Raw genomic sequence first — 20,182 nt, forward strand, 5'->3', positions numbered from 1 at the left:
ATCTCAAACTAGGGCGTGTTATCAATTAAGCCAGAAAGATCGCTGATAAGAAGTTTTGAGCCAATTTATCATAGCGTGTGGCAATAGCACGATATTGTTTGAGCTTGGCAAAAAAATTCTCGATCAGATGTCTTGCCTTGTAGATATGTCAATCATAATCACGCTGATCAATAGAATTACTTTTCGCTGGCATCACAACTTGACCCTTCGCCTCTAAAATTGGATCAATGACCCGATCCCTAGAGTTGTAGGCTTTATCCATAAACCAGGTCTGGCTCAACGATAAGTCCAGCAACACATCTGAACCGTTTAAGTCATGGACCTGCCCATTCGTGAGATAAAATCCTGTCGGGTTGCCTAAAGCATCAGTACGGGCATGAATTTTGGTGCTTAAGCCCCCTTTACTGCGCCTAGTCGCCTGATTTCCCCCCAGCGCTGTGTTGGTAAGCACATACAATGGGGTGGAGTCTAACATGACATATTCATTGTCAAGGTCATGTGACAGCACTTCAAAGACTCTCTGCCACACACCTGTTTTAGCCCAACGACTAAAACGAGTATGCACTACTCTAAAATCACCAAAGCGTTCGATTAAGTCTCGCCACGGGATACCTGAACGATACCGCTTCAACAAATAGTCGGTTATCTTTGGCCGTTACTCCAACAGTACCCATTCGTCCATGTAACAGATCTTTAATCTGTTCCCACTGATCATCTTTTAATGCATAGCGTTTAGTCATGAAAAAATTATGAGGACCGGTAAGATTTTCTCAAGCTAATTGATGACACCTTAATTCAAAATAAAAAACGGTTTTAAATATTATTTCTATAAATTTCAATGTTACACTGACTTATAACAGGTTTTAATTGATTCCGCTTAGATGATATATGGGACCTAAAAAATTAACTAATTAACTTATGTCCATGACAAAATTATAAATAAATGGACATATATCAATGATGTATGGTTGTTTTTTTATAATAAATAGCCTAAGTGCTCGTTAGTGAATAGATGTTTTTTTGGTGCGGTATAATTACCTGAAAATCCAGACATCAGTTATAAAATGAGATAAATTTTGAAGGACGCCAGCTTTAAACCGCAGCTTTCATTTTTTGTCTACATACAGCAGTCCAAGACGTTACCCAGTGTCACGTTACGGAACCGCACTCAGTGCGCTTGCCGGATTCAACAGTCTGGAGATCTTAGTATATTGCCCTATAAAGCTCATTTTATTAAAGATAATCTTTAATAGTCAAAGGCATTCAAATGTATAGATAGGGACTGTGTCAGGAAATGTGCTAGTAGAGGTGGGCAATAATGTCTAGAATCAAGGTACGTGATTTTCTCAGTCGACTATTACGAATAGCCGCCGATTTTGTAGATGCCTTTTAATTAGATTAGACTGTCACCACTCTCCTAGACAAATTTAGTCTATTCTTTTTGCATAAATGAGAATATTATGAGTGGACAACGATATTCTCTCAGAATCACGTATCAATCATGCTGCTAAACATTCTCATTAAAACAAGGGAATGCATCTTTTTACTGATCTGTACCTTGTTTTCAATTTTCCTCTGTTCTTTAATTTAGTACTATCTTTATCACTTATGAGCACTCACTGGATTCACTGAATGAAGTATATGGAAATCAGAGATTTGATTGAGGCTGAATTGAAAAATTACAGTTCTAATCAAATAATTCCATCCGAACGGTACTTGGCATTAAAGTTTGACTGTTCAAGGGAAACAGTGCGTAAGGCCTATGAACAGCTTCGTGCCGAAGATAAAATTTTCAAACGGCAAAATCTCGGCTGGTTCGTGAGTAATAAAAAAATTCAATATTATCCAAACTCAATTGAAAATTTTCGTTCTTATATGAAGGCACAGGGTTTTAATGCCAGAACTGAACTGATCTCGACCAGACAGCTGCAGCGATTGGATCACAGTAATCTTTTTAGCGAAGAAAATCGTAAATTGGGCTTTATTGAAATTATCCGTTTACGTTATGCTGATGATGTACCAGTACTTCTAGAATATAATTATTTACCTGTTGCGCTGTTTCCAGATGTGCTGAATTATAATGTGATTACTTCGGTCCAAGATGTCATTAAAAATCACTTTCATTATAATTACACGAGTAGTCAGTTAAAAATTAAAAATACCGGTGTGTCTCATTTTGAGAGCCAGCACTTAGGTATTCCTTTAAGTCAAACCGCCACTTATATTGAACGTATTTCAAAATCAGATGATCTAGTGATTGAATATGACATCGAAATCTGGTCACAGGACAAAATTGAAATGACCTTAGATATTCAAGCATAAGCTTATATTTATATCCTGCCCATTCAAATCCTAAGAAGTTAAATGGTTTTAGGATTTTTTTTATTTTCTTAGATTAGACCTCCTTCATAAATCATTCTTACTCAGTTGCAAATTATAAATTCCAGCAACTAGATTGAATCTCAAAAGGGGGGCTTTTAGCTCTACTGCGATAACGTTCTGAAAGTATTTTGAAAGTTTTTAGACTGCCAAATACATACTTAATTTCTATTCTTCTTTATTGATTTCCTGATTATAGATTTTTAGTTCAGGATCCAGTTTACAGCGGCTTTTGGCCTCTAATGGCAACAGGGTATTGGGATACAAAGTATAAATCCTTTGATAACCTCTATCTGTAAGAACAAAGGTTCCTGAAGGGATCTGGTTTAAATTGTGTTTGAACAATTCTAAATCAAGCGTAATTCTCAGCATGACTTTCATATCAGGATGCCAATATCAGCAAATGCCAAGAAACTTAATCCAACATTAGGGGGTATTGGGAAGTGCGTTTGATTGAAGTTGAGCAGAAAGGGAAAATTAGACGTTATATCACTTTATTAATGAACCCAAAGACACAGCCACTGATAGGCTTGGCGAAGCTTTATGCTCAGCGCTGGGAAATAGAAATGTGTTACCCAGAAATCAAAAGTGATTTACAGGAGGGCAAGCATTTGAGGAACAAGCAACCTGATTTAGTTTGTCAATAATTATGGGGGGCTTTATTGCCTACAATATTCTAAGAAGACAAATGAAACATATGGCTCAACGTGCAAAAGTCAGTCCTTTGAGAATCAGCTTTCATATTGCATCTATTGGCATTCTGAATATATTAAGATTCGACTCTTTAGACTCCGCAGGTAATTTACCTAAACATTTAGAAAGTTTACTGGAAAAATCTAAGAGATATGTTTTGCCTGAGAGGGGAGTGAGGAGTTGCCCACGAGTTGTGAAAGGAACACCACAGAAATACTCAAGAAAATGCCAGTCAATTTCTTAACTGACCGGCATCACTTTAATTAAGGGCTTTCAGATGATTCAGATTTTTTGTCTTTCTCATTTCCATAATCTAAAGCAACCTGTTGCGCTTCGGCGGCGGCAGTTGCTTCTATTGGGATGGATTCATCTGCAATAGCTACTGTTCCAGTAAATCCAAATAAGCTCAGGATTAGAATCTTTGAATACTTTTCCATCTGAATTTCCTCTGCGTTTCTAAAACTTAATTTCAGTGTAGAGGGTAAGTTTAAATTCCGATGTATGAGCTATGTCTGCATATGTAAGATATTCAGGATCCAAGTTATAGAACCTCGGGTTTATGTAAGAATACTTATCGGATGAGTTTTTTTGTAGCGTTGACTGGCCAAATACAGACCGATTTTCTTGAAAATCTTTTATAGGGAAGATAATTTAATGGCAAATTATAAAAAGAGCATAGCAATGGTCAACTGCGGTAATCCCCCTATAATAAAATCCAAGAAGACATAAACAATATGAAACCAGGTACGATGAAATAGATCAGCAATAATATTGAGTTAAATGACATGCAGGGTTTCCATACTTTCTTATTAAGTTTAGAAGAAGAAGGTGGTGTTGATATGATCGCAGTAGGTCATGAGTCTTATACAGGACATCGCCTAGTACATAAGGTTAAGTTTGAAAAGAATTAGCACCTCCTCTGAGAGATTTTTCTTTACCAGCCCTGTTTTTGTAACATCTAGTAATTTTTTTGTAACCTTATTGTTATTTATTGTTCACTTTGTTTATTATATAAAAGATGAAAGGTGGAGAATTTAAGATGCTCACTAAGGTCGAAGCCATTGTGATTTTACTAATGGTAATTGCATTAATACTCATTATTTATGAAATGGGACAAGGACTTAATTGGACTTTATAAACGCTTTCTCAGTTTAAAAAAAGTCCTCAATTGATGGCATTAATTTATTTATCAGAAGTTTCAGAATTTTGATCTTATACTTGGCTGACTAAAGATGAATAATATCTATATTGGTGATATTGTTTACCTAGTTTACGGTAGTCATCCAATGATGGTTGAAAAATTGCAGGATAATTTAGCTACTTGTATATGGTTCAGTGATAAAAAACATTTTTTCCGTGAGAATTTTCCCTTAAATATCTTAATAAAAAAAACGTAATTCAACAAAATATACCTGGGCGAATTCAAAGCTCATAGTGTACAGGTCATTTCGACCATGGCATGTGTTACTGATCTAAACAATGAATCACTGGTAGAATTTGCTGCTGAGGAACATGGATTTAAAGAGCTACTTAGTGAAGTCATGAAAATGAATTACGGTGCATTTCAAAACTATGTTATAGCTTGAACTGAGGATCAGAAAGCTTGTTTGAATTGATGTATTTCATCCGCAGATTATGCGCGAATGCTAAGAAATCTGGAGTTCGAATATTAACCAAAAAGAAGATCATTTTTTGATTTATGCGAGAGATCTATTTTATTTTTATATTTATAAGGCTAAACTTGCCTCCAATTTAATACTGGTATGTACCACTTAATTTTAGGGCGTGTCTTCAATATTAAATGTATTTAAAAATACTGTTTGCATGTTCGCCTAAACAATGATTTTCCATTATTACATAATGATCTGGCTCAGGAATATTGATAATGACCACAATGACTGATGATTTAGGTCATGGTATGGGCAATGCCTGGGAACATAAAGACTGGGCACATATTTCTGATCCAGAATTACAAAGCCTGCAGCAGCACTATTCCTGTTTACAAGGTCATTTTGAGATTTTGTGGTGTAGTCCCCGGCCATTTTCATCTGCGGCTCTGGTCAAGGTGGAGCAAGATTTTGTGAGCAGGGATGAAGCAGTCGCGCATCAGTATTTGATTAAGCGCAGCCATTGTTCCTTTCGTCGTGCCCGCGATATTTTACAGGAGCATGCCGTTCTTCAGCATTTAGCTAGCAAAGAAATTCCTGTTGCAGCATTGATTAGCTCAAATCAAGGTCTGACCGCTTTAGAGCTAGGTGACTGGACCTATGAAGTCTATGCAAAAGCAGCCGGCTTAGATCTGTATGCAGATCAGCAATCCTGGAAACCTTTTTTCTATGCTGAACATGCTGCGAAAGCGGGGCAATTACTGGCAAGCTTACATATGGCCATGCAGGATTTTCCTGAGCGGCAAGGCCGATCAGCATCTTATTTATTGTCCAATCAGCAGCTTTTAAACAGTGAAAATATCGTTACAGCCATTCAACGGCGCATTGTAAACAGTCCAGAATTAAGCCGTTACTGTGCCGACAAAAATTTAGATCCTTACTTTTTAGATCAAATCTTACAGGTTCACCAGCGTATTCAGCCTGTATTGCAACAGGCAAGCAGAATTTGGACCCATAACGATTTACACGCTTCTAATCTATTTTGGTCAGCACCGGATGCCAAAGCGGAGATTACTGCCGTAATTGATTTTGGTTTATCTGACCGAAATTCGGCACTTTATGATCTGGCTGTGACGATTGAACGTAATTTCATTGATTGGTTGGAATTAAAGCAGAACCCACATATTCCGATTGATGAAGCCGGTTTAACCGCTTTTCTCCATGCTTATTTTTCCGAGATACATCCACAAGAAGATTTTAGTATTTTGCCAGAACTGCTGAAAATCGTGCATCTGGATTTCGCTTTTTCAGAGCTGGAGTATTTTGTGGGCATTACCCACAACCTCAACCATGCAGATGCTGCTTATTACGACTGGATTATCGGTCATGTGGACTGGTTCTTTGGCGAACAAGGTCAACAATTTACCCAGACCTTAACCCGGCTCATTCAAGATGAATTGCAATCTTCTCAATGCTCTCTCTAAACCCAGCATCATCACCCACTTCACAGACATAAGGTTTCGTATGAACACTCGTCAACTCAAACAGAATGTATTAACTCGATCTTTAAATATGATCATTCTGTCGCAGCTGTGTTTAGCCCCGCTGACTTATGCTGAAGATGATGTTCGACAGCTTGACACGATTGTCATCAAAGCCGATCAAAGCATCCCTTACTCAAGTACCAAAGTGAATGTTGAGGGTTTTGCTACGGACAGTCTTCAAAAAATCCCTGCATCTGTCTCTGTCATCACAGCAGATCTCATCGCGGAACAGCATGCACGTGTACTGAGTGATGTTATAAAAAATGATGCAGCCATCGGTGATGGCTATGCCGCAATTGGCTATTATCCAAACTTTGTCTCTCGTGGCTTTGCACTCGATTTGGCATCTAGCTACCTCATTAATGGCAATGTGATTCGTGGTGAACAAAACGTCGCACTTGAAAATAAAGAACGTGTGGAAATTTTAAAAGGCATGTCCGCGATTCAAAGTGGGATGTCGACCCCGGGTGGGGTTGTGAATTATGTCACCAAGCGACCGAAAGATATTCAGGCACTGACATTCTCGGCCGATCAACACGGCCAGTTTTCAGTGGCAACTGATCTCGGTGGTTTTTTGGGTGATGAGCAACAATTCGGATATCGCATCAATCTGGTGAATGAACAGATGGAGTCTTATGTCGATCATGTCGATGGTGAACGCTATCTAGCGGCATTGGCCTTAGATTGGAAAACATCTGAGCAATCCAAATTAGAATTTGATCTTGAAGCACAGCGTTCCGAACAAAAATCAGTGCCAGGTTATCAATTACTGGATGGTAAAGTCCCAGAAAATGTGAAATGGGACCGATTGCTGGGTTATCAGACTTGGGGCAAACCGGTCACGATCGATAGTCTGAATAGCAGTTTAAAATATAGCTATGCATTGAATGATGACTGGAACTTGGGACTCGTCGCAGCCCACAGTAAATCCAAGGTTGATGATTATTCGACATTTGCTTACGGTTATTATCGAGAGGGATGTCTAGAAGCATATTCCTGTAACACGTTTGGTGAACAGGGAGAATATGATATTTACGATTATCAAAATCCTGATGATACCTATCAGACTAACCAATTTAAAATCAAGTTAGATGGTCTATTACATACTGATCGGGCGTTACATTACCTTAACTTTGATTTGACTTACACAGATAAATCTAGAAATCGTTACAACGGTATAAACCAGTACATAAATTCAGAAGACTATGTTGGTAATATTTACCAAGATACCTACGACAGGATCCCAGAAGAAGGAAATCTAGGTCCTTATTTTAAAGCTTTAGACAGTAAACAAACTGCATTGACGTTTCTTGATCGTATTGAATGGAATGAACATTGGACCACTTTGATTGGCGGAAAATGGATCGAGCTGGATGAACAAGCATATGATGCAGATCGGGTAAAAGTCCGCGATACTGATTTAGGCAAATTTTTACCGCAATTTGCGATCAGCTATAGCCCCTTGGAATCGACTACCGTCTATGCCTCGTATGCTAAAGGCCTGTCAGATGGAAAAACAGCGCCTTGGTTTGCAGAGAATGCGGCTGAAACTCTAGCACCGATCTATTCAGAGCAATATGAAATTGGTTTCAAACAACAGATCCATGATTTCCTGTTGACTGCAGCCGTTTTTGATTTACGTCAGGATAATCAATATAGCAAGCCGATTTCAGGACTTCGCTATTTTATTGCGGAAGGCGAACAGCATAGTCAGGGCCTGGAATTAGGACTGAATGGTGCATTAACCGACCATCTGGCCTTAACTTCATCTTTAGCCTTGACCAAAGCCCGTTTAGAAAATGTGGAAGCGGTTCAATATGGTAATCATCAGGCGCAAAACGTGCCAAAAGCTCGTTTCGCAACACATCTTCGCTATAACGTACCGAGCATTGCAGGTTTCACTGTTCTGGCAGGTGGTCAATACAGTTCCAGCAAATATGCCAACAAAGAGGGTGCTGCGAAAGTTGCAGGTTATAGTGTGGTTGATTTAGGCGCTGCTTATCAATTTAAGCTAAATACGACCGATGCATTGCTGCGCTTGAATATTAATAATCTGTTCAACAAGAAATACTGGCGTGATGCAGGTGAATTTTTGGGTGATGATTATTTATTCTTGGGTTCGCCGCGTACAGCAACCTTGTCATTCAATCTGAACTTCTAAATTGGCTGCTTAATCAGGTTATATTGCTATGGAAAATATAGAAATTGCAGCGTTCATTTTAAACGTTTTAGGTGTCTGGCTGACCTCCAAACAATATAAAGTCTGCTGGTTGGTGAATATTGTCGCTGTATTTTTATATATGATTATTTTTTATCGTGTCAATTTATTTGCAGACGCAGCATTACAAGCCGTATTTATCTTGATGCAACTGTATGGCTGGTATAGCTGGTCGAAGAAAAATCATGACCAGGCTATCACCGTGCAGATTGGCTATTTGAATAAAAAAATCTGGGTATATAGCCTGATTGTGGGTATTGTCGCCGGTCTGGTGATTGGCGCCTTATTTGCTCATTTCACCACAGCATCACTCCCTTGGTTGGATTCCATGTTGGCTTCTTTTAGCTTGGTGGCAAGTTATTGGGCGGCAAAAAAATATATTGAAAGCTGGGGATTATGGTGTGTGTTAGATGTGATTTATGTCAGCATGTATAGCTATAAGTCATTGTATTTAACCGCCGTGCTTTATTTTATTTTTATTCTTCTGGCACTCAATGGCTGGAGAATGTGGCGAAATCTTTATAGAGTGAAATTATCTTAAAATGACACTATTGCAAATAGAAATTTGAGGTGATGCTCTTTCCTTTAAAAAAAGTATTTATAGACTAAAAACTTTATTTGAATTGGCCGCAGCTTGAAGATGTTGCTGATATTTTGTGAAAGCTAGCTACCATACATTCAAAGCGAACCGAAGTTCGCTTTGAATGTATTTCACTTCTTAAAAGAACCCGGCTGGTTTGGTCGAATAGCTGACTAGCAAGTTTTTAGTCTGCTGATAATGATCCAGCATCATTCTGTGATTCTCACGCCCAATCCCTGATTTTTTATAACCACCGAAAGCCGCATGCGCAGGGTAGATGTGATAACAGTTAGTCCAGACCCGACCTGCCTGAATAGCACGGCCTGCACGGTAAGAGGTATGCGCTGAGCGTGACCAGACACCGGCACCGAGTCCATAAATCGTATCATTGGCGATCTTGATCGCATCATCGAAGTCTTTGAAGGTGGTCACAGCCAGTACAGGCCCGAAGATTTCTTCCTGGAAGGTCTTCATGTCATTGGTGCCTTTAAAGATAGTCGGCTCAATATAGAAACCTTGCCCCACTTCCTGACGTGCTTCACCACCAGTCAGGATCTGTGCGCCTTCTTCACGACCAGTGGCAATACAGCCCAGAATCTTGTCCTGCTGTTCCTGTGAGGCTTGCGCGCCAATCATGGTGTCAGTATCCAGCGGATGCCCGGTTTTAATCCGTTTCACCCGTTCAACGGCACGCGCCAGAAATTCGTCAGCAATACTTTCCTGGATCAGCGCACGCGATGGACAGGTGCAGATTTCACCCTGGTTCAGGGCAAACATGGCAAAACCTTCCAGCGCTTTGTCCAGATAATCGTCTTCCTGATCCATGATGTCAGCAAAGAACAGATTTGGTGATTTACCCCCCAGTTCCAGCGTCACCGGAATAATATTTTCGGTGGCATATTGCATGATCATCTGACCGACGGCGGTGGAACCGGTAAAGGCAATCTTGGCAATGCGTGGGTTGGTGGCTAGCGGGCGACCGACTTCAACCCCATAACCATTGACGATATTCAGGACACCCGGTGGCAAAATATCCTGAATCAGTTCAGCCAGCACCAGAATGCTGACCGGAGTCTGTTCTGCAGGTTTCAACACAATGCAGTTGCCCGCAGCCAGGGCAGGTGCCAGTTTCCAGACAGCCATCAGAATCGGAAAGTTCCACGGGATAATCTGACCCACGACGCCCAACGGCTCATGAAAATGATAAGCAATCGTATCTTCATCAATTTCGGAAATGCCGCCTTCCTGCGCACGAATACAGCCGGCAAAATAACGGAAATGGTCAATAGCCAGCGGAATATCGGCAGCCAGCGTTTCACGGATCGGTTTGCCGTTATCCCAGGTTTCTGCCACTGCCAGCAGTTCCAGATTTTGTTCCAGACGATCGGCAATTTTCAACAGAATATTGGAGCGGGTGGTCGGCGATGCTCTGTTCCATTGTTCTTTGGCTTTGTGCGCTGCATCCAGGGCCAATTCAATGTCTTCTACAGAAGAACGCGGAACCTTGGTAAAGACTTTGCCATCTACCGGAGAGATGTTGTCAAAGTATTCACCTTTGACCGGAGCGACCCATTCGCCGCCAATAAAATTCTCGTATTGTGCTTTAAAATGAACTTTTGAATCAGGTTGATTAGGATCGACGTAACGCATATTTATTTCCTTTGCTTATTTTCGTATGGCAAAACCGCTTCTACAGCTTTGGTATAAGGTACTTCTGCACCTTATTTGATTAATATAACTGGTATAAGGTTGGAAAAAGGTTGGAGCTAGCATGTTCACGATATTTTCATCCATTTTAAAAAAATAACGATTACAGCGGATGTAAATCATGAATTGTTGTGAGAATAAGGAATGATGACAAAACAAGATTTGATGGAAAAAAGGCACAATACTGATCAGCTTCGGCAAAACAGCAGTTTGTCTCCCTTACATGCAGAACAGCTGGGACAGAGTATTGCCAGCTCCTGGCAACGTTCATCCTCGGCTGAAATCCCGAAGAATCGTTTAGCAGCACCGCTGACGGATTTAAAAAAGACCACTTCTTCCTCAACTTTAGCCCAAGCCCTGCAACATTGTGCTCAGGATTTAAAACATATTGCCGAGCAATCTTCTATGGTGCTGGCGGTCGGAGATATCGGCAGCACCATCATTTGGGCAGCTTCTAGCCCACAAATGCAAAGTGCCGCAGAAAGTGTACATTTTATTGAAGGTGGGCAATGGCGCGAAGAGCTAGTCGGAACCAATGCATTGGCATTATCCTTAAAAACTCAACAATCCAGCTGTGTCTTTTCCAGTGAACATTACATGTCCTCCATTCATGATTGGGTTTGTTACGCTGCCCCGATTATTGATCCCTATTCAAAACAGGTCTTAGGTGTCATTGATCTGTCGACTACCTGGCCAAAGCATAACAGTTTAGCACTACTAGCTGCGGAGCGCTGTGCTACGATCATCCAGTCGGCTCTACTAGAATGCCAGAAGCAGCGCCTGTTTATTCGAGCTTTTTCAGTACCTCAAGTGCTGTTTAATGGCAAGATGCTGGTTCTGACTCCTCGACAGATTGAAATTCTGACCCTTCTAGCCTTATGTCCGCAGGGTCTGAGTCTAGATACATTGCATCAAGCCTTATATGGCGAGCGCAAGGTCAGTATGGGGACTTTAAAAGCAGAAATGTCACAGTTACGCGATGTATTAGGTGGTATGCTGGGTTCCAGACCCTATCGTTTATTGGCGCATGTAGAGGCTGATTTTTTAATGACAGAGCAATCTTTAGATGCTGGGTATATCGATTCAGCCTTGAAGTTATGTACCGGCGTATTTCTGGCTAGAACAGAAAGTCCATTTCTATGCGCTTGGAGAGATTGTCTGGAATCACGCCTGAGCGATGCCATTTTCAAGGCTAATGAAACCGATGTCTTGCTGAAACATGTGGCACATTTTCCTGAAGCGATTGATGCTGTAGAACGCCTGATTGAACTGATGCCCAAAAACCATCCCGTTCATCAGACTCTGTTAAAATATAAAAATCTTTAAAGCTGATGTAACTATCGGTACAAAGCTAAACAGTTAAAATAGGAAAATTCTGGAATATTAAGTATTATCCTTGCTTACTGTGGGTTTGCTTATTAATTTAGACTGAACCTGATCCTAAAATTTTTATCAGTGGCTACCCAGTTTGCCTAGCTGCTTGATGGGATGCTCTTCATTAAAATCAGCTACGCTTACCTTCATGTCATTTGAAGGACGCGCAGTTTATTCCTCAGAGATTAAATATGATATTAAGATCATACGACGGGAAATTTTTTCTGGCTGGAACGGGCTAAAAAAATCGTGGCATTTTTCTACCATGGGATTAATGTCGATATTCATAATGAAGGGGACTTCATAAAAAAGAAACACCCCCCGCTTTTATCCTCTTATGAAGGCAAAAGGATCAGCCAGGAACAGGAAAATGCATGTCTGCTCTTGGCACACTTCCTCAGGAAGTGAAACAGGGGCTGTTAAAAATGTAAGTCAGATGCTTGGAGAGAAGACTTAAATTGAGGCACTACATCGCCGCTTTAAAAATATCTACCACTTGGGCATGGCTGGCTTTACGTGGATTGGTCAGCATGCAGGCATCTTTTTGTGCATTTTCCGCCATGATGGCCAAGTCAGCTTCTTTTACATTCAATTCCGTCAGCCCAGATGGAATACCAATTGAAGCCGAAAGCTGACGAATGGCGCCAATCGCTTCATAAGCTGCTTCAGTTACGGTTAAGCCTTCTGTATTCACCCCCATCAATTGGGCAATTTTGGCATAACGTTCAGGACAAGCAATCAGGTTAAATTCACAAACATGGGGGAGCAAAATTGCATTACAAACACCATGCGGCAAGTTGTAGAAGCCTCCGAGCTGATGTGCCATCGCATGCACATATCCTAAAGAGGCGTTATTAAAGGCCATTCCGGCAAGATATTGAGCATAGCTCATGGCATCCCGTGCTTCTAGATTATCCCCATTCGCCACTGCGGGACTGAGCCATTCACTGATCATGGTGATCGCCTTTTCTGCGCAGGCATCAGTGATGGGATTAGCAGCCGTAGATACATAGGCCTCAACCGCATGTGTCAGAGCATCCATCCCTGTTGCCGCAGTCAGGCCGGCAGGTTTGGCCAACATCAGTTTAGGGTCATCAATTGCAATGAGTGGTGTGCAACGCCAATCTACAATCGCCATTTTCACATGGGTATCGGTATTGGTAATGATACAGAAACGTGTCATCTCCGAAGCCGTCCCTGCCGTGGTATTGATTGCAATCAGTGGTGTCATCGGAACGGTACTTTTATCAATCCCTTCATAATCACGGATATGTCCGCCACCTGCAGTGACCAGACCGATGCCTTTGGCACAGTCATGTGATGAGCCCCCACCTAACGATACAATAAAATCACAGGCATTTTCATTATAAGCTTCAACTCCATGATGCACGTTAATATCAGTTGGATTGGGTTCCGCACCTGGGAAAATATAACTGTCAACACCTGCCTCTTTCAAATAATCTGCAATATCATCTGCAACACCAAATTTAAACAGGCCAGCATCAGTTACAATCAGTGCTTTCTTGGCGCCTAAATTTTGTGCTTTGATCCCGATTTCTTTAGCACAGCCCGGACCAAAAAGTGAAACACAGGGAATATAAAAACCGTTAGTTTGATCTGAAATATTTTTAAAAGCCATGGTGTTATTCCTTCTACCATTCATTGATTATTTTATCGGTGACCCTCACCGTAATATAAGTATTGAATTAAGTTAAAAAGAATCCTACCTACCAAATACCTACCAATTTAAATTTTTGATTCTAGCCAAAATAATGCATTTGAGGTATTTAAAAGCAGATTGGCAAGGTTTAGCAGATACTGGGTAGATTGGTTTAATAAAGGGCGTGTGAATAGCACACTAGGCTGTTTGCTACTTTCTGATTTTAAATAAATACTAAAATGCTTTATTCATTTTTAAGATAAAGATAAACAGTACAGGGCTTAGAAATACCCATAGAGACACAAAGCTAATACTGGAGCTAAACTGGGTACGTAATAAAAACATCGCGACGAATAAGAAAATACCTGCAGCGAATTTAGTGTACGTAGGAAAATCCGCTAAAAAAGCGTAATGAGATTTTCGGGTTTTTAGGATCTGCTTTTCACTTACCACATAAAAACCAAAACAGCTCAGCCAAAGCAGACCGATCACTGCAATCCATATCATATTGATGATTCCTGTTGAGTGATTTTTAATTTAGCCTGAATTTTATTGACCGCTTTTTGCTGAATGGGCGTAATTTTTTGGTGTAAAAATAGAGCAAAAAGGGCCAAGGTCCATAACATTAGCTCAATACGCAAAAAAGGCCAATAAGTCGCAAAAGAATCAACATATTGCTGGGAAACTAAATAATAAATATCAATCAGGGGAATTATAAAGGCAGCACAAATCAGAAGTTTAAGCTGCATTCTCCATATATCTTGCTGTGGGGTTACACATGCCAGGATAAAACTGCCAAGCCAGATAGAGAAAAAACTATAAATTTCATAATTTGGTGCACCTACAGGAATACTGATAAAACGATTCGCATAGAGATATCCCAGCATGGCAAGCGGCAAGCCAATAATTATGGTGATATTCAAGCGGTTCACTAAATAGTGTCCGAGATGAAACCGCACTGATTTTTTCTGCATCTGGCGTTTCAGGCTCCACAGCAGCAATCCGGATGCAATCATTGCGCAGCCTAATATGCCGGAGAAAAATAACCCTAAACGTAAAACAGGTTCGGCAAAACGTGCCATATGTAAACCATACATGCTGGCATTTAGTGTGGCAATTGCACTTTCATTTCGTGTATTTTCAAGCAATTTTCCGGTAGCAGCATTTAAAATAAGCTGTGCCTGATTTCGTGTAATGGAATGATCTTTGAGCTGAGTTAAGGTTATGTGTGCCAGCTGGGTATTGGGCTGCTTGACCGTGATATTGTCAAATTCCGCATATCCCCAGTGTTGCTGTGCCGTGGTGATAAAATGTTGAATTGGCAGCATCTGGGTTTTCACAGGAACTGAGTGGGTGGCTGATGTATTGATTGTGCGAATTTCTTCAAAATATTGAAAGGGATTGTCTGGATAAAGTTTTTTCATACCGGAAGGCAGCACGATATAAAAGAAAATCGCCAACCCGGTAAATGTCATGGTCAAAAAGAACGGCAGGGCAATCACTGAACTGACATTATGAAAATCCAGATAAGAGCGCTGTCCTTTAAAGGCTCTTAGGGTAAAAAAGTCTGTCAGGATTTTTTTATGGGTAATGATTCCTGAAATCAGAGTCAATAACATGATAAAGGCAGCAATCGTCACAATCAGCCGACCAATGGTGTAGGGCATACCATAGAGCTGAAAATGAAAATTATAGAAAAAATCTCCCCCTTGTGTGGCTGAAAGCTGTAATTCTTTTCCTGTCGAAGCATTCAGGGTTTTGACTTCATAGCCACCATCCGCTTTTTGCCAGTAGACTTTATTCACCGGTGAGTCTTGATTGGCGACTCCGATATACCAGTTTTGGGCGTCCGGTGCATGCTGCTGTAAATAGCTGTAAGCAGATTTTAAGGCAGTTTCCTGATTGACTTGCATTGTGGCAAATTCAGGCTGCATCCATAGACTGATTTCATGTCGGTAATAGGTGACCGCGCCTGTTAAAAAGATCGCAAAGAGTAACCAGCCAAAGCTTAAACCCAGCCATGAATGTAAACATGCCATGGATTGACGGACAGATTTATGCATGGTTTAACCTATGAAGCGGGAGAAGAGAAATAAAATAAGTAAAGGAATCAGGCTATAGATAGAAAGCTTTTTTAAACTTTGGATACAGAAGATTCCAATCACAAAACAAACATAAAAAATCAGGGCAGTAAATGCAGCCAAATAGACAGACTCAGCTTTAGGCAGAAAAGCCTGTAGAAAGTAAGCCAGATCGAGTGCGATTAAATAACTGCACAAGTAGCCAATGCCAAAGGTCATGCCTAAGCGATAGAGAATGGCAAGTGGCTGCACTACAACAGACATCATATTTGGCCTTGAATAAATCTATACTGATGAAAATCTAAAAACTTAATAAACAAAACTTAAAGTCGTTACCAGATACTGTTTTTTATAGGCCTGCTGATTCAATTTTCCTGCCTTGTCTGCTTCTTTGCCAACTTCAATGACATATTGACCTTTCCATGGCGTGGCGATCGTAATCTGGCCTTGGCCGTTGGTGGTGTATTTTTTTAGCCAGAATTGCGGGGAAAAGACTGTGACTTCAACATCCGCAGCAGCTTTACCCTGATACAGTACCGTAAATGTATTGCTGTTGATCTGGGTCGGGACAATATCTAGTTCTGACTCTGCTTTCAAGTTTTGTCTGCCGGATTTGGCATGATAGCTCAACAATGATTCTCCATAGATCAATTCATGACTGAGCTGGACATCTGTCTGGCCTTGGGTCGCATAAAGCAAATGATCTTGTTGCATTTGAGGACTAAAGCTTTTTCTAGACTGAACGGCCTTTGCTTGATTAAAAGACTTCAAGGCACCTTGCTGCGTTTCTTTAAGCTGTTCACTATATTCACCAAAGAACGCATGAGTCTGCTTATCTGTATCACGTTCCAGCCAAAGCATATGCGCCTGAGCTGAAAGTGTCATAGACAGTCCGAGGGTCAGAGCGATCATTTTTTTCATTTGTTTTACCTGTTTTTGTGTATGTAGTGATGATTTAGCCCTGAACATGTCGTCAAGGCTAAGTTTGAAAATCAGTATTTAAATTTCACAGCAACGCTGTAATTTGCTGGTGCACCATAAAAACCTTGCTGATTCGGGAAATTGAACAGATATTTTTCATTGGTCAGGTTATTACCATTGGCTTGCAAGGTCATATGCTCATTCAGCTCATAGCTGGCCATTAAGTTCACGAGCGCATAAGCATCCTGCTCAATGATTCCAGCTTTCTGGGTAATCACTCCATTGGCGGTTGCTTCAGGCACATCTAGATAGGTCTGATCTTGCCACTGCACACCAAGGCCCAGTTTCAGTTTTGGAAGTTGCGGCACCTGATAGGTAGTTAAAAGATTAAAAGACTGGGTTGGATTGAAGGTACGCGCATCACCGCCATTGATCAGATCTTTCAGGCTAAACTGGGTATAACCAAAGCTTAAGTTAAAATGGTCGGTCAGTTGTCCCGCCAAGCCAAACTCGTAGCCTTGGGAACGCAGGTCACTGACCTGAGTTGTGCGTAAAGTCGGAATACCATCAGAATCACGAAGCGGATAATTACTTTGCTCCGTTCTGAACACAGCCATGGTGGCGGTAAGCTTGTCATCTAGCCAAGAACCTTTGACTCCGACTTCATAGCTTTCACCTTCGATCGGTTTGTTAATGCTGCCATCATCTGCTCTGGTGGTTTGCGGACGGAAAATCGAGGTATAACTCAGATAGCCTGTATATTCAGGGCTAAAGTTATAGGTCAGACCGGCATAGGGTAAAACTTTATCTTCATCATAAATGGTGTCGGTCCCATAACTGCTACCACTGCTTTCAGCCTGAACATAGTTCGCACCTAAAAGCAGTTTCAGATCATCATTCAGATGCAGTCGGGTCGCAGCATAAAGGCTCTGGTTCTTCTGCCGGATATGCATTTCACCACTGGTTTTCGACATATCCCAGCTTGGTTCTTCGGGTGTAAAACTGGCTAAATCTGTGGTCAGCGGATTGACAAAGCTGCCAGCATAACCCAATTCATCCAGACGATTTTTGGCCCAGACATAGCCCAATGAGGCTTCATGGCGTTGTCCCCAAAGCGGATAGGTGCCGCTAAAACTCAGGCTGGCTTGTTGTTCTTTATTGTTATCAATATACATGCCTGGGTAGAGGAAGATGCCTGAAGTGCCATTTGCGCCAGGTTTGCCGGACAGAAACAAGAGCTTTGAATCGCGTTGTGTACGTTTTTCATCATAGGTCAGTTTGGCTGTCCAGTCGCCACCCAGTTTTTGTTCAAGCTCGGCAAAGTAACTTTTAATATTGCTATCCCAGTGCGCCCAGCTTGGACTGTAATTATAATTCCGTGAGTAACTGAGCTGCTCGCCTTCAGTATTGATCAGTGGATTAGAACCCCAATTGACACCATTCGGCTTGTGATTGGTTTCAGTATAGCCAGCAGTCAATAGAGTTGTGTCAGTAATATCTGCCTCCACAACAGCACCTATGCCGTTCTTTTCTAGTTCATAACGATCCAGATAACTGTCACCAGTCTGTTGATAACCAAATACACGGCCTCTGACTTTTCCATCCTGGGTGAGAGGAGAAGATACATCTGCTTCATAGCGCTGGGTATTCCATGAGCCGTAACTGGCATTCAAGGCTGCCTGAAGTTCCTGAGTAGGGCGTTTGCGAATCATGTTAATAGTTGCGCCGGGATCGCCAATTCCATTATTTAAGGCATTCGCGCCTTTGACCACTTCGATACGGTCAAACAAAAAACTGTCTGGATTATCATTATTATAATTATAGCCTTCGAGTGGAATACCAACGCCATCGACTAAAACATTTGAAATCTCGAAACCTCGGGCAAGGTAGGAGGTCCGTTCCGTTTCCTGATTGCTGACGATAATGCCAGGGGTATTGCGCAGTACGTCCCGGGTATTATCCAAGGCAAAGTCATCCAGTTGCTGGCGGGTAAGGACATTGACTGTTTGCGGCGTTTCCTTAAGTGGAATATTCAGTTTTGAGGCGGTTGACGAGTTTTGGATGATATAGGCTTTACTCTGTTCAGAGCTGAGCTCACTCTGTTCTGATTCCGCTGTAACGGTAATCGTCGGTAATTGCTGAGTATCATCGGCAAAACTTTGTTGTGTAACTAAAATCGAAAAACTGAGTAAAGATAGTTTAAATGATGAAGGAACGGTAGAAGACATTTTGGCTAATGTAAATGATAATAATTATCACTAATGTTATTATTTAATATATCTTAAAGCAATCTCAACATAACAGGAAATATGAATGAAAAATGGGTTAATGATAGGTAAATTTCCAAATAAAACTTTAATGTAAGGATAGGGAGCAATAAATATCACTATTAAAAAGATGTTATTACCTTACCTTTGTGCTCCTGAACGGCTTTGCTGCACTAATACCTAACACTTTGATTTTATTATATTTATTTTTTATTAAAGTTTTATAAGACCCTTAAAAATCAGTATCTTGAAAAATATTTATGCAATAAAGCCACGAAGAGATAAAGCTTATCCTGTGCTGTTTGCATCTCAGCGATGTCGATATGAAAGTAACAATTGAAGCGCTTCCTGACAGGGCGATCACCTTGTACCTTAGGCAGTCATGAAATACCATGCCGCTGCAAGCAGCGGTGTAACGACGAGCGTGTCAGATAAGGAATACTCGGCTGCAATGCATAAAGGCAATCGTCTAGCGGCAACAAAGTGCGTTTTTGAAAAGCAACAATTGCCGCCTCATCTTCAGGCGATAACACGCTTGAGCGAGGATTCTTTGGCCCGGTTGTAAGATCATCTACTGAAGTACGTTTCTTCCATTTTGCGACGGTTTTTTGATTGATGCGGTAACGCTTGGCTAGCGTTCTTAAGCTCTCTTGACTATTTTGTATTGCTCGACGCACTGTCTATGTCGTTGTGACGCTGCTGTGTAGAACTTGTCCCATAGTGCTTCCTTTCATTTCTCTAAGAATGTTGCACCATTAAAATCTGGGACTAAACATCTAGCTAGAAAGTTCCACAGTTTGAAATTAAACGTCGATAAGCCAAAAAAAAGCACAAGCTACCGATCATTCCAAGATAGAGCAGTTTAGGCAAGATCAGTGTTGTAGGCACACCCATCTGATTGAGTTGAATAAACGTCTGCACAATTTGGGTAGAGGGCAGGATTTCGCCAACGACTTGCATCCAGGTGGGCATGGCAGCATGCGGCCAGGCCGCACCAGATAAAAAGAACAGTGGAATAGAAGTGAATACAATGACATGCCCCGCACGTTCCGGCAGATCCAGAAAACTGGCGAATAGGCAGGTCATGCCAATTATCGTGTAGATAAAAACCGGAACAGCCAGTAGCATCCCGAGCAGGTTGCCACCACGTG

At 41.1% G+C, this 20,182-nt stretch carries 15 protein-coding genes and 3 pseudogenes; 6 read left to right on the forward strand and 12 right to left on the reverse strand.

What is annotated here, in order from left to right:
- Positions 1 to 25: 25 nt before the first annotated feature.
- Positions 26 to 740 (reverse strand): annotated as a pseudogene (locus F891_RS17920) (IS5 family transposase).
- Positions 741 to 1,632: 892 nt separating this feature from the next.
- Here F891_RS17920 and F891_RS14750 point away from each other — a divergent pair.
- The gene (locus F891_RS14750) at positions 1,633 to 2,322 is read left to right on the forward strand and encodes a GntR family transcriptional regulator (protein WP_004281969.1); all 690 of its coding nucleotides are present in this window, start codon (positions 1,633 to 1,635) and stop codon (positions 2,320 to 2,322) included.
- 225 nt (positions 2,323 to 2,547) lie between these two features.
- Here the strand turns inward: F891_RS14750 and F891_RS17925 are convergent, their stop codons facing one another.
- Positions 2,548 to 2,760: a hypothetical protein gene (locus tag F891_RS17925; protein ID WP_004281968.1), complete on the reverse strand. Its 213-nt coding sequence runs from the start codon at positions 2,758 to 2,760 to the stop codon at positions 2,548 to 2,550.
- Here F891_RS17925 and F891_RS18495 point away from each other — a divergent pair.
- Positions 2,731 to 3,316 (forward strand): annotated as a pseudogene (locus tag F891_RS18495) (DDE transposase); the annotation flags it as partial. The gene F891_RS17925 and the pseudogene F891_RS18495 overlap by 30 nt on opposite strands.
- Positions 3,317 to 3,335: 19 nt before the next feature.
- Here the strand turns inward: F891_RS18495 and F891_RS18130 are convergent.
- A complete protein-coding gene (locus tag F891_RS18130; protein WP_004281965.1) occupies positions 3,336 to 3,509 on the reverse strand; it encodes a hypothetical protein in 174 nt (57 codons plus the stop codon).
- Positions 3,510 to 4,957: 1,448 nt separating this feature from the next.
- On the opposite strand from F891_RS18130, the gene F891_RS14770 reads away from it, so the two are divergent.
- From F891_RS14770 to pnuC, 3 genes are read left to right on the forward strand one after another with little or no spacing between them, the layout of a single operon-like run.
- The gene (locus F891_RS14770) at positions 4,958 to 6,163 is read left to right on the forward strand and encodes a phosphotransferase enzyme family protein (RefSeq protein WP_004281964.1); all 1,206 of its coding nucleotides are present in this window, start codon (positions 4,958 to 4,960) and stop codon (positions 6,161 to 6,163) included.
- A 40-nt stretch (positions 6,164 to 6,203) separates the two neighbouring features.
- On the forward strand, positions 6,204 to 8,384 hold the full coding sequence (locus tag F891_RS14775; protein ID WP_004281963.1) for a TonB-dependent siderophore receptor: 2,181 nt from the start codon (positions 6,204 to 6,206) through the stop codon (positions 8,382 to 8,384).
- Positions 8,385 to 8,412: 28 nt separating this feature from the next.
- Positions 8,413 to 8,982 (forward strand): nicotinamide riboside transporter PnuC, encoded by a 570-nt coding sequence (pnuC, locus tag F891_RS14780; protein ID WP_005264247.1) that lies wholly within the window; start codon positions 8,413 to 8,415, stop codon positions 8,980 to 8,982.
- A gap of 177 nt (positions 8,983 to 9,159) precedes the next feature.
- On the opposite strand, the gene F891_RS14785 is transcribed toward pnuC, so the two are convergent.
- Positions 9,160 to 10,671 (reverse strand): acetaldehyde dehydrogenase ExaC, encoded by a 1,512-nt coding sequence (locus F891_RS14785; protein ID WP_004281961.1) that lies wholly within the window; start codon positions 10,669 to 10,671, stop codon positions 9,160 to 9,162.
- Between the two features lie 201 nt (positions 10,672 to 10,872).
- On the opposite strand from F891_RS14785, the gene F891_RS14790 reads away from it, so the two are divergent.
- Complete coding sequence (locus F891_RS14790; protein ID WP_004281960.1) at positions 10,873 to 12,054, forward strand: sigma-54-dependent transcriptional regulator family protein; 1,182 nt, start codon at positions 10,873 to 10,875, stop codon at positions 12,052 to 12,054.
- A gap of 514 nt (positions 12,055 to 12,568) precedes the next feature.
- On the opposite strand, the gene mdh is transcribed toward F891_RS14790, so the two are convergent.
- The 8 genes and pseudogenes from mdh to F891_RS14825 form a co-directional block, all read right to left on the reverse strand.
- Positions 12,569 to 13,741 (reverse strand): iron-dependent methanol dehydrogenase, encoded by a 1,173-nt coding sequence (gene mdh / locus F891_RS14795; RefSeq protein WP_004281959.1) that lies wholly within the window; start codon positions 13,739 to 13,741, stop codon positions 12,569 to 12,571.
- 255 nt (positions 13,742 to 13,996) lie between these two features.
- A complete protein-coding gene (locus F891_RS18500; protein WP_005100766.1) occupies positions 13,997 to 14,269 on the reverse strand; it encodes a hypothetical protein in 273 nt (90 codons plus the stop codon).
- Complete coding sequence (locus tag F891_RS14805; RefSeq protein ID WP_005100761.1) at positions 14,266 to 15,825, reverse strand: PepSY-associated TM helix domain-containing protein; 1,560 nt, start codon at positions 15,823 to 15,825, stop codon at positions 14,266 to 14,268. The genes F891_RS18500 and F891_RS14805 overlap by 4 nt, the downstream gene beginning before the upstream one ends.
- Positions 15,826 to 15,828: 3 nt before the next feature.
- Complete coding sequence (locus tag F891_RS14810; RefSeq protein WP_004281957.1) at positions 15,829 to 16,110, reverse strand: hypothetical protein; 282 nt, start codon at positions 16,108 to 16,110, stop codon at positions 15,829 to 15,831.
- A gap of 42 nt (positions 16,111 to 16,152) precedes the next feature.
- The gene (locus F891_RS14815; RefSeq protein WP_005093768.1) at positions 16,153 to 16,764 is read right to left on the reverse strand and encodes a DUF4198 domain-containing protein; all 612 of its coding nucleotides are present in this window, start codon (positions 16,762 to 16,764) and stop codon (positions 16,153 to 16,155) included.
- A 71-nt stretch (positions 16,765 to 16,835) separates the two neighbouring features.
- Positions 16,836 to 18,992: a TonB-dependent siderophore receptor gene (locus F891_RS14820; RefSeq protein ID WP_005264250.1), complete on the reverse strand. Its 2,157-nt coding sequence runs from the start codon at positions 18,990 to 18,992 to the stop codon at positions 16,836 to 16,838.
- 305 nt (positions 18,993 to 19,297) lie between these two features.
- Positions 19,298 to 19,708 (reverse strand): annotated as a pseudogene (locus F891_RS17635) (IS481 family transposase); the annotation flags it as partial.
- Positions 19,709 to 19,811: 103 nt separating this feature from the next.
- Positions 19,812 to 20,182 (reverse strand): ABC transporter permease (locus F891_RS14825; protein ID WP_005264251.1); only part of this gene is annotated, 371 nt, incomplete at its 5' end.

Source organism: Acinetobacter sp. CIP 101966, from assembly GCF_000369725.1.
Taxonomy (GTDB): domain Bacteria; phylum Pseudomonadota; class Gammaproteobacteria; order Pseudomonadales; family Moraxellaceae; genus Acinetobacter; species Acinetobacter lwoffii_Q.